We start from the raw sequence: 13,537 nt of genomic DNA, 5'->3' as shown, positions 1-13,537 counted from the left end.
ATTTAATTAAAGCGCACTACAATTGTAGTGCGCTTTTTTTGTTGAAAAACAGATCATTACCACATTAATGATTTTTAATTCGTATCTGTTAATTTATCAACACGAAAACGTTTGCGTAAGGATATTGTATAAAAACTTTTATATATTTACATGACTAATTACTTAAAATTTAAACTAATTTAATTATGAAGAATTTATACGTTCTACTCATTTCTATTTTACTCTCTTATAGCGCACAAGCACAATTAGGTACTGATGTTTTTTCAGTAGGTGATGATGACACCGGAAATTACGGATCTTGGAATAATGGAGACAATCAAGGTACTGGGTTTGCACCATGGGTACTTACATCTAATGGTAGTGCAGGTCATTACAGAGGTACTAGCGGACAAGGGGATCCTAGCTTTGCCATGTGGTCAGATGGATCTGGGAATTATGCTAGTGCAACACGTAACTTCAATTCTGAATTAAAAAAAGGTGATAAATTTAGTGTAGACCTTGGCCATTCATCCACCATAAATGGCGAGGTATTTATTCAATTATTAGATGATGGCGCTCCTGTTATTACACTAAAATTTGTAGGTGGTTCTAGTGAATGGGAATTAAATGACGGAGGTTCTGATTTCGGTAGTGGTCAAAATTATGATGATTTTGCTAGTATTACATTTACATATACTTATAATGAAGATGGGTCATATGGTTATACTTTTGGAACTGGAGGTAATTCTAGTATTTCAACATCTCCTAATGATCTTTCACATATAAACGGCTTTAAGTTTCAATCAACAAACCAAGGTACTGGTGCGAATTTTGGAATTGACAATTTAGCTATCCAAAGTAAATACACAATTACAGAGAACAGCACTATTAGTTCTTCTGGAGATATGACTGTACCTTATTTAGATATCCAAAGTGGAAGTACATTAAATATTCCATCAAACAGTAACGTAACTGTTTCTGGAAACTTAAATAATTCTGGAACTTTAAACTTAACATCAACAAGTACAGACTACCCAAGTGTAATACCAAATACTAGTAGTGGAAGTGGAACTGCTACCTATAGCCGATTTGTAAATTCAAATTCAAATGGAAATGATTTAGTATCTTCACCTTTATCTGGGCAAACATGGGCAAGTTTCTTAGACCCTATTAATTCTACTGCACTTTTAGATGACGGCAATATTGCTCCAACTGAATATGCATTTGGCCCGTTTGATAAAACTACTGGTGATTTCGAAAACTATACTGATGCAACATCTGCGACGCTTACTAGCGCAACAGGGTATAGAGCAGCTACTGATGATATCCTTGGATTGAACCTAACCTTTACAGGAACCATTTCTGCTGGAACTGAGACTGCAACTATTTCAAATTCTGGTCCTTCTTTTGCTGAATGGAACCTTATTGGTAATCCATATCCATCTTACATTAATGTTGAAGATTTCTTAAACAACACTGCAAATGGAACTTTATTAGACGAAACGAATGTTGGTGTTTATGGCTATGATGGTGATGCATCTGATGGTTGGATAATTTACAATTTAGCAAACTCAACTAGCTCATTGGTTATAGCTCCTGGTCAAGGATTTTTTGTTGCTGCTGAAAGTAGTGGTAATATTGAATTCACTTCAAACATGAGAAGAACTGGAATATCTGGTGACTTTATACCTTTTAGAAATGCAGAACTTGTGTATCTGATGCTTCAACTAAGCAGTGGTTCAAAAAACTACAAAACTGATTTTTATTTCAATACTAATGCATCATTAGGTCTTGATGCTGGATATGATGCTGGTGTTTGGGGTGGTATTGCTCCAAGTTTTGCTGTGTACTCGCATCTTGTTGAAGATAATACTGGATCAGAACTAGCAATTCAATCTTTAAACTCTTTAGATGTTAGTGAGGTTACCATACCATTAGGAGTAAATGCAAATCAAGGTGAGCAATTAACGTTTAGTATTGCAGATTCAACGTTACCAGCTTCAGTTAGTGTGTATTTAGAAGATACTGTTGCTAACACAACAACATTGCTAAATAACTCAGATTATGTGATTACTCCAACTACAGATTTGTCTGGAACTGGACGTTTCTTCTTGAGAACTTCTGAAGATGCATTATCAACTATTGAAAATAGTCTTGATACTTTAAATATTTTCGCGCTACATACCTCTAAAGAATTAGTAGTAAGTGGACAATTACAAGAAAATACTGTATTAAACCTTTACGATATTCAAGGTAGAAAAGTAGTATCAACTAAACTTGATAGCACATTGATTCAAAACCGTATTGATGTGTCTAATTTAAATACTGGTGTTTACATGGTTACTGTTCAAAATAACAGTCAAGAACTCACCAAAAAAGTGATTATTAAATAATCACACAGGTTTAATAATTTTTTATAAAAGCGCACTAAGAAATTAGTGCGCTTTTTATATTTTTAATATGTTCTAATTTTCTTATAAAAAATTCACAAAACCTAAGAAAAAAGCACTTAATAGAATTTATTTCACCTTTTTTTAACAAAACAGTTAAAAATTGTTAACTTTTCTTATATTTGTTTTCCGATTTAACTTAGATTTTATTCATCTATTTGTTAAATCTCTCCCAAACTTACCGGAAATCCTATGTTTTGTTATTATTGCATTCTTGCATATACTAAGCTATTAACTATAACTAAATTAATTATGAAAAAATTTACATTACTGATTTTTCTACTAACAACATCAACGTTACTTTCTCAAGTAGCTATTGATAAAAACTTCGACTCAGGAACTCCAGCTGGCTGGACTGATTCGTATACTAACACAACAACAGGAGCTTGTGATGGTTCGTCAGAAAGAGTTAACATTTGGTCTAGTACACCAACTGGTGACCTGACTACTAGCAATCAAGTAGCAGTATCTAATGGTACTGATATTACATTCTCTATAGATTATAAAGTAGTAGAATATTCTCCTATCACTACTCCTGCACCTGATGGATGGGGAACTGCAGACTTGGAATATTCAACTGACGATGGATCCAATTGGATCACAGCAGGTACAATTGACGATTCTAATGATAGTAACTCAAACGTTTGTGAAACGTTTAGTGTAACCATTCTTGGAGCAGCTGTACCAGCTAGTTCAGACCTTAAATTCAGAGTAAGTAACACTAGGGTTGGTGGAGATTATTATTTTTATATTGATAATTTTTCTGCTACTCAAGTTACTGTGTTACCACCAAATTGTGATTCTACTTTAACATCTGCAACAACTGATTTCTCTATATCTGGAGATGTTACTTGGAGTGCTGCAACAGGACTTGCAACTGGTTATAAAATCACAATGGGTTCTAGTATGGGAGGAACTGATATTGCTAACAATGTTGATTTAAGTAATACAACATCTTATACTCCTGCGGGATTAGCATATAGTACTCCGTACTATATAACTATTACACCATATAATGCTAACGGTGATGCTACAGGTTGTATTGAGCAATCATTTACAACTATAGCGGCTCCACCAGCAGGAAGTGTCTGTGAGGACCCTATACTTGTTGGCACCTTACCTTATACAGCTTTAGCTGAAACTACCGCTGGATTTTTTGACGATTATGATGGATCACCAGGTTCTACTGGTTGCGGTACTACTAGTGGGTATTTACTTGGAGATGATATAGTGTATGCGTATACATCTGATGAAGATGGTAATATTGATATTGATTTAACTAATATTACTGATACTTATACAGGTGTATTTATTTATAATAATTGTGCTGATATTGGCACAGTTTGTGCAACAGCTGGAGCTTTTAGCTCTGATACTTCAGATAGAGGTATTTCATCCTTTCCAACTTTAAACGGTGAGACCTATTATATAGTTGTTTCTACTTGGGCTAGTCCACAAACAACAACATATGATCTTTCTATAGCTAAAAGCGCTTCATGCCTTGAGGTTACAGGATTATCAATTGATAGTTTTACAGATTCATCAGTTACATTTAGCTGGACAGAAAGTCCATCTGCAGAGGCAGCATGGGAAGTTCTAGTACAAGCCGTAGGAGCAGGTGATCCTAGCACAATTAACGGGACTGGTACAAATGTACTAACAACGCCTACTTTTACTAAAAACTCTTTAACTGAACAATTAGGTTATGAAGTTTGGGTAAGAGCAGAATGTACTAATAATACAGATTTAGGTGAGTGGGTAGGACCTGAATTATTTACAACATCTTGTTCGGCAATTACACCAAACTATATAGCAAATTTCACAACTAACGTACCTGATTCTTGTTGGGATGAAGCCGCTGATGGCGAAGTTGCTACTGGTCCTACTGGACTAGGAGGTTCGCTCTGGGGAACAGGCTCTTATGGTGTTGGAAATTCTAACAAAGTTAATCTTTACACAAGTTCAAGAAGAGAATGGTTATTATCACCAACGTTTGATTTAACTGGTGGTCCTTTCCAACTTGAAGTAAATGTAGCTGTTACTCAATACAATAATGGATTTGAAGCCGACAATGATGGAATGGGAGCTGATGACGAAGTGCAACTATTAAGAAGTACAGATGGTGGTACAACTTGGGATAATATTACAACTTGGAATAATACTAACGAACCTGTTTTTACAGGTACAGAATATATAGCAGATTTAACAGCTTACTCAGGTAATATACAATTTGCAATTTGGGCTTCAGATGGATCTGCAACTGGTTCAGATTATGATTTCCATGTTGGTAAATTTAGAGTAAGAACAATTCCTTTATGTCCAGATATTAGCGGAGTAACTATTGATAGTTTCGATGGTGTAAGCGTAGATGTTAGTTGGACAGAGGATGGTTCAGAAAGTGAATGGGAAGTAGCAGTAATACCTGCTGGTGACCCAGAACCAACTACCGGAACATCTACAACAACTAATCCTTATACTTTCTCAGGATTAACTGGATTTACAGACTATGATGTATATGTAAGATCTCTTTGTGGTGTTAATCCTGGCGAATGGAGTGGTCCAGTTCCCTTTACAACGCTTGCAACAGTAATACCTGATTGCCCTGCAAATGTTTTGGCAACTCCAGATGCTGTTTGTGGTACTTATGATACTACTATTACGTGGGATGCTTCTGTTAGTGCAACTAATTATTATATCAAAGTAGGAACTACTTCTGGTGGAAGCGATGTTGTTCCTTTCTCAAATATAGGTGATGTTACTTTATATACAGTGACTGCTCAAACTCCTAATACAACATATTTCTATACTATTACTCCTGAAAATGCTATAGGCCAAAATGCAACATGTACTGAAGGTACTTATTCAACATTTGCAACAGGATGTATATGTATTTCAGAACCTACTTCTAATAGTGGTTTAGGAATCTCTAATACAAAAGTAGGCCTTACAAATTATGCTAGTGGTGATGTATTTTATATCGATCACTCTGGAGGAACTCCAGATCCTTTAGGACAAGGTGTATTAGCAAATGTTCAATTAACTATTGAAACCACTACAGTTCAAAATGTAGCTATATGGATTGACTTAGATGACAATTTAATTTTAGACGATAATGAAGGAGAATTAGTGTTTAGTGGTCCTTCTGCTGGTGGTACCACTGGAGAAGTATTTGATGCTTCTTTTACTATGCCTGGTGATCCGGCTTTTTTAGGCATTCACAAAATGAGAATCGTTACAGATACTGATCTTGCAAATTCTCTTGATCCTTGTAACTCAACTACATTAGGTGTTACCTTAGATTTTGATATAGAAATTATATTTGTAGCTTGTACACCTGCAACAGTAACTAGTACAACTGTAGTAGAGGATTGTGCTAATGGAGAGTATTCTGTTGAAGTAGTAGTATCTAATACTGGCACTAGTTTTGCCTTTGTTTGGGGAGCGGAATCACCTACCTTAATAGTGGGTACAAACATAGCAGGTCCTTTTAATACTGGAGAAAGTTCTGGTGAAATTTCACTTTTTGATTTTGATGGTGCTTGTTCTACTGTTATAGGAACTTTTAATTATGACGATTGTCCTCCACCAGCACCAATTGGTGTAACATGTACATCAGGTGGCTCAACAACTGTTTTTACTGAAGATTTTGAGACCATTGCTGATTGGACTGGAGACGTTACAACTTCTAACACAGGTGGTGCTTGGGAATTTGGAACTGGTGGTGCTGGTTCAGCAGATACAGGACCTGATGTCGCGCATAGTGGTTCAGACACTAGTTATATGAACTTTGAAGCTTCTAGTGGAGTTGGAATTACTGCTTCTGCTGTAAGTCCTGCAATTGACTTGACAACTGCTATTGATGGTGCAGAACTAGCATTCTTTATGCATGCTTATGGAGCAGAAATAGGTGATTTAGTTGTAGGAGTTAGTACTTCTCCAACTGGACCATTTACGCCAGAATTCACATGGTCAGGTGATTGGCAAACAACTGAATTAGAAGCTTGGGTACCAGTAGGTGTCAATTTAGATTCATATATGGGTTCAATAATTTATATAGAATTTAGCCACACTGGAATCGCTGGATTTTTAGGAGATATGTCTATTGATTTAATGACAGTTACAGCTTGTGGTTCTTTTTGTATTGATCCAACTGCTACAGTAGCATCTAACATTGCTACAACTACAGCAGATATTGCATGGACTGCAAATGGAACAGAAACGTCTTGGGAAGTAGCAGTAGTACCTGCTGGTGATCCAGAACCTACTTTTGGTGCAACTACAACTAATCCATATAGTGCATCTAGTTTAACTGAAAATACAGCATACGATGTGTATGTTAGAGCAGATTGTGGAGCAAGTACGTTCTCTGATTGGTCTACAGTATATACATTTACAACTGCTTGTGCTACTATCAGTTCTTTTCCTTGGACTGAAGATTTTGAAAGTATCACAACTCCTGCCCTACCAAGCTGTTGGTCTGAATTAAATGAGAATGCTGATGGTGATTTCTTTGTGACTGAAAATGGTTTTGGTGTCGGTGACTCTAATGCAGCTAATTTATATACTGATTTTAATGGTGCTGGGGGTAATGATGATTATTTAATTTTACCACAGTTCACATTAACTGGGAACGAGCGATTGAAATTTAGTGTAAGAGATAGAGCTGATGAACCAAACGAGTATCGAGTTGTTTTATCAAGTACAGGAACAGCTGCAGTTGACTTCTCAACTGAATTAAGAGCTTTAGACCAAGTAGGAAATGATACACCTACTGAAATAGCACCTATTGACTTAAGTGCTTATACTGGAAATGTGTATATCGCTATACATGTGCCTTCTACTACTACAGTAGATGGTTGGGATATTTATTTTGACAATTTTGTAGTTGAAGCAATTCCAGCTTGTCTAGATGTTAGCGCAATAACTATCGATAGCTTTGATACTGATACTGCAACATTTAGCTGGGCTCCAGGTGATACTGAAATTTCTTGGGAAGTTGAAGTACAAGCATTTGGAGGAGGACTTCCGGCTGTTACACCAGGAACTGGTACAATAACAGCAAATAACATACTACATACTGAAATAGGCTTAATGTCTAATACCGCTTACGAAGTGTATGTGAGATCTGATTGTGGTGGTGGAGATTTAGGTGCTTGGATAATTGGTGGCTCATTCACAACTGCTTGTGATGCTATATCAGATTTTTCTGAGAATTTTGATTCTGCGACTACACCAAACTTACCAGATTGCTGGTCAGGTATTGTTGAAGGAGCTTCAAGTTTTGCATATGTTGAAACTAGTACTTCTGCAGATAATACGGCTCCAAATGGAGTGAGTTTATATAATTCAGATTCTGGTTCATTAGCGAATATTATGCTTGTTTCACCTAATTTAACTAATTTAGGTGATGGTACGCATAGACTTCGTTTTTCAGCTAGAAACTCAACTGCAAGTCAAGACATTGAAGTAGGTACTCTTTCTGATCCTACTGATGGTTCTACATTTACGCTATTAAGCGCTGTAGATTTAAGCACAACACATACGGCATACGAAGTATCTTTTGCAGGTTATTCTGGATCAGACACATATATTGCTATCAAAAGATTATCAACATCTACTTATACTTATGTGTATTTAGATGATATGATTTGGGAAGCGATACCTTCTTGTGAAGCTGTATCAAACATTGTTGTTTCAAATCTCACTTCAACTTCAGCCGATATTGACTGGACTGCAGGTGGAACTGAAACCGATTGGGAAATAGCAGTATTAGCAGCTCCTAGTACAGCTCCTGGCGCAGCTGATAATACAGGAACAGATATAACAACTAATCCATACACGGATTTAGGTTTAGCTGAATTAACACTTTACGATGTATACGTAAGAGCAGACTGTGCTGGTGATGGTTCTGATTTAAGCTTATGGAGTAGCCCAGTGAGTTTCACTACACCTGCAACTCCTCCTAACGGACCAGTTGGTGTAACATGTACAGTTGCTACTTCTTCTATTATTTTTACCGAAGAATTTGATGATTATTTAGCTACAGGTTGGACAGGAAATCTATCAACTACTAGTTCAAATGGTTTATGGGTGTTCCCTGAAACTGGAGGAACAACTTCAGGTAATACTGGACCAAGTGCTGCTTCTAGTGGTTCTAACTATATGTATTATGAATCTTCTGGAACAGCTACAACTGCTTCTGCAGTAAGTCCTGCAATTGACTTAACTCCAGCTGCTTTTGGCGATGCTATTGAACTAGCATTCTATATGCATGCTTATGGAGCAGGAATGGGTACACTTAATGTAGGTGTCTCTAACTCTGCTGCTGGTCCATTTGCCAATGAGTTTACTTGGACAGGAGAATTACAATTAGATGAAACTGATGCTTGGGTACCTGTAGGTGTAGATTTATCTGCTTACCAAGGTCAAACTATTTATATAGAGTTTAGTCATACTGGTTTAGGTACTGCAACAGGAGACATGTCTATCGATTTGATGACAGTTGAAGCTTGTGGTGCTTATTGTATTGACCCATCTGCAATTGTAGCATCAAACGTAACAGGAACTACAGCTGATATAGCTTGGACTGCAAACGGACCTGAATCATCTTGGGAAATTGTAGTACAAGAAGATGGCGGAGCATTTCCTGCTACTGCACCAGGTACTGGTGAAGTAACAACTAATCCATATAGTAAAACTGGTTTATCTGCGACTACAGCTTACGAAGTATATGTAAGAGCAGATTGTGGATCAAGCACATATAGTGATTGGTTTGGACCTTATGACTTTACAACAACAGAGTTATGTCCTGAAATGACAGGCTTTAACTTTGACAGTGTAACTGATGATTCAGTTACTGTGAGTTGGACAGCTGGTGGATCTGAAACAGCTTGGGAAATTGTAGTACAAGCAGATGGCGGAGTAGCTCCTACTGGTGCTGGAACAGCAACGACAAATAATCCACATACTGAAAGTGGCTTAACTGAACAATTCGATTACGAAGTTTGGGTAAGAGCAGATTGTACCTTTGCATCCAATGGATATAGCAACTGGGTAAATGCTGGTTCTTTTACAACACCTTGTGCGCCTCTCGTACCAGAATATCTTGCAGATATGACTACTAATGTACCTGATGCATGTTGGGATGAAGCTGCTGATGGTGAAGTTGCCACTGGTCCTACTGGTCTAGGAGGTTCGCTCTGGAGAGGCGGTAGATCTTATTTTGGTATACCTTCTAATGCTATTAATTTATATGCTAGTTCTAAAAGAGAATGGTTATTATCACCAACGTTTAATTTAACTGGTGGTCCTTTCCAATTAGAACTTAATGTGGCTATCACTGCTTGGACTACTTCAGGTAATAGTACATCAAGCGCAACTATGGGTTCTGATGACGAAGTGCAACTATTAAGAAGTATAGATGGTGGTACAACTTGGGTTAATATTACAACTTGGAATGCTGCTAACGAACCTGACGCTTCTGGTACAGAATATATAGCAGATTTAACAGCTTACTCAGGTGACGTACAATTTGCAATTTGGGGTTCTGAAGGAACTGCAGATGATTCAGAAGATTATGATTTCCATGTTGGTAAATTTAGAGTAAGAACAATTCCTTTATGTGGTGATGTTTCAGTTGTATCTATTGACAGTTTCGATGGTGAAACCGTAGATGTTAGTTGGGATCCTGCAGGTGGAGAATTGGCTTGGGAAGTTAAAGTACAAGCAGATGGAACAGGAATTCCTGCTTCTGCTGGCACAGCAACAACAAATAATCCACATACAGAAATAGGTTTAACACCTGAAACGGCTTACGAAGTTTGGGTAAGAGCAGATTGTGGTGGTCCTTTAGGTACATGGATTCCTGGTGGATCTTTTACAACTACAGTTATATGTCCTGCTGTTACTGATTTAACGGTTGATTCAACAACAACTACATCAGCTGATATTAGCTGGATAGCTGGTTCTTCAGAAGCAGCTTGGGAAATTGTAGTACAACTTGATGGCGGAGCAGCTCCTACAGGTGCTGGAACAGCAACGACAAATAATCCACATACTGAAAGTGGCTTAACTTCTAATACAGCTTACGAGGTGTATGTTAGAGCAAATTGTGGTGCTAACGGATTTAGTGATTGGTCTACAGCTTATTCATTTACAACAGCTTGTGACACTATCACTGCTTTCCCTTGGACTGAAGATTTTGAGAGCATTACAACTCCTGACCTAGCAGATTGCTGGTCTGAATTAAATGAGAATGCCGATTTTGATTTCTTTAAAACATGGACAACTTATGGTGTCGGTGGTTCTAATGCAGCTGGATTGTATACTGATTTTAATGGTGGAGATAATGATGATTATCTGATTTTACCACATATGACATTAACTGGAAATGAACGATTGAAATTTAGTGTAAGAAATAGATCATCTTCTGAAGATGACAACTATAGAGTTGTTTTATCAACTACTGGAACAGCAGCAGCTGATTTCTCAACTGAATTACAAGCTGTAATAATTCCAACTAATGTACATGTTGAAGTAGAACTCGACTTAAGTGCATATACAGGAGATGTATATATAGCTATGCATGTACCTGCAGCTGGATCAGATGGTTATTATATCTATTTTGACAATTTTACAGTTGAAGAAATTCCAGGTTGTGAACCTGTATCAAACATTGTTGTTTCAAATGTTACTACAACATCAGCTGACATTGGCTGGGATTTAGGTGATATTGAAACAGCTTGGGAAATAGCAATACTAGCAGCTGGTGATCCAGCTCCTACAGGTGCTGGAACAGCAACTACAACTAATCCACATACTGATAGTGGTTTAACTGCAAATACTGCATACGAAGTATATGTAAGATCAGACTGTGGTGTTCCTGGCTTTGGAAACTGGGTTGGACCTGTTGCTTTTTCAACTCTTCTACCTCCAGTTACAGCTTTCCCTTATACTGAAGATTTTGAATCTGGCCCAGGTGGTTGGATTGCAAGTAGTTCTTCTTGGGAATTAGGTGTACCTGCAAATGCTATAATAAATAGTGCAGATTCTGGTGCTAATGCATGGGTGACTAACTTAGATGGAAATTACTCAGATAGTGATAATTCTGAAGTAACAAGTCCTACATTTGATATGTCAAGCTTAACTGCTCCTATTATTGAATTTAGTATTTGGTATGAAGCTGAGAATAGTTATGACGGTATGGTATTACAATCATCAATAGATGATGGTGCTACATGGCAAAATGTTGGATCAGATTCTGATGGAATTAATTGGTATAACGATACTAGTATTACAGGAGGCCCTGGAGGGCAACAAATTGGTTGGACAGGTAGAAATGGTGGTGGATCTAATGGATGGCTATTTGCTAGAAATGATTTAACTGGTCTTGGAGGACAAAGTAATGTATCATTACGTGTTGCCTTTGGATCTGACTTTTCTGGTACTGATGAAGGTGCCGCATTTGACTCGGTTACCATTAGTGAATTTGCTCCTTTAGCTTATACTTACGACGGAGGCACTTGGTCTCCTAGTGATCCAAATGGTACAGCTACAGCTGCAGATGACATTATGATTATCTCTGGTGATGCAGTAATAAATGCTAATACAACATGTAATACTATGACCGTAAACCCTGGTGCAAGTCTTACTGTTGATTCAAGTATGACACTTACAGCAACTAACGGTTTAACATTAGAATCTAGTTCTACAAGTTATTCAAGCTTAATACGTAATGGTTCTATTGTAGGTACAATGAACTATGAGCGTCATGTAAATGAGAATGGTTCTGGAACAACTGGAAGTAACGATTTAGTGTCTGCACCATTACATGGTCAAGCATTTAGTGATTTTGCTTTAGCTAATCCAAATATCTTAAATAATGGTACACAATACTTATTTGGACCATTTGAAAAAGTAACTGGTTCTTATCTAAATTGGGCTAGTACAGAAACTGCAACACTTGAACCTGGAGTAGGATATAGATCAGGAACAACTATTCCTGGTGGCTCTACAGTTACATTTACTGGAACAGATTCTAATACTAACGAATTTCATGATATACAATATTCTGGACCTAAACCACAATGGAACTTAGTGGGTAATCCTTATCCTTCTTATATGAAAGTTCGAGATTTCCTTAATCATTTTGTAGACGCTGGTGTGAAAAACCTAACGTTATTAAATGAATCAACAGCTGCTATCTATGGATATGACGGAAGTGCTATTAATGGTTGGACTATCCAGAATTTAGCAAATACAGTTCCTTCAACAGTAATGGCTCCTGGACAAGGATTCTTTGTAAGTGCTGATCCTGCTTTAACTGGTAGTTATGATTTAACGTTTACTTCTGCAATGCGTTCTACAGGTAGTGGAGATGACTATATTGTAGGTCGAAATCCTCAATTAAGTTATGTTGCATTAAAAGCTAGTACTGCTAATGATGTATTCGGTACAGAAATTTACTTTAATACTGAAGCAAGTCTTGGATTCGATTTAGGATATGATGCTGCTATTTGGGGTGATACAACTCCTGATTTTGCAATCTATTCTAACTTAGTCGAAGATAACACTGGTAAGGCTATGGCATTACAAGCTGTTAATTCAACTAACCTTTCAGATGTAGTTATTCCATTAGGAGTAAATGCAAACCAAGGAGAGCAATTAACGTTTAGTATTGATGAAAGTACATTACCAGCATCTGTTAATGTATATCTTGAAGATGTGGTTGCTAATACAGTAACTCTATTAAATAACTCCGATTATATTATCACGCCAACTACAGATTTATCTGGAACTGGACGTTTCTTCTTGAGAACTTCTGAAGATGCATTATCAACTATAGAAAATAGTCTTGATAAGTTAGATATCTTTACATTAAAAGCTTCTCATGAGCTTGTAATTAATGGTCAGTTAATAGACAACACAATGCTAAATCTTTATGATATTCAAGGTAGATTAGTATTAAGAACTGAACTTGATAATGCGCTTATACAAAACCGTATAGATGTATCAAGTATTAACTCTGGTGTTTATATTGTTACTATTCAAAATGGTAATCAAGAAAGAACTAAGAAAGTTATAATAGACTAATTATTAAAAATTAAAGG

At 36.9% G+C, this 13,537-nt stretch carries 2 protein-coding genes; both read left to right on the top strand.

Annotation, left to right across the window (positions count from 1 at the left end):
* Nucleotides 1-185: 185 nt before the first annotated feature.
* Nucleotides 186-2,372 carry a T9SS type A sorting domain-containing protein gene (locus RH81_RS10215; RefSeq protein ID WP_033960090.1) on the top strand — a complete coding sequence of 729 codons (2,187 nt, stop codon included), beginning with the start codon at nt 186-188 and terminating at the stop codon, nt 2,370-2,372.
* 309 nt (nt 2,373-2,681) lie between these two features.
* The gene (locus RH81_RS10210) at nt 2,682-13,520 is read left to right on the top strand and encodes a T9SS-dependent choice-of-anchor J family protein (RefSeq protein WP_033960089.1); all 10,839 of its coding nucleotides are present in this window, start codon (nt 2,682-2,684) and stop codon (nt 13,518-13,520) included.
* Nucleotides 13,521-13,537: the final 17 nt, after the last annotated feature.

Origin of the sequence: Psychroserpens jangbogonensis, assembly GCF_000797465.1 — a bacterium.
Lineage (GTDB): Bacteria > Bacteroidota > Bacteroidia > Flavobacteriales > Flavobacteriaceae > Psychroserpens > Psychroserpens jangbogonensis.
This window is presented reverse-complemented; position numbering and strand designations above follow the sequence as displayed.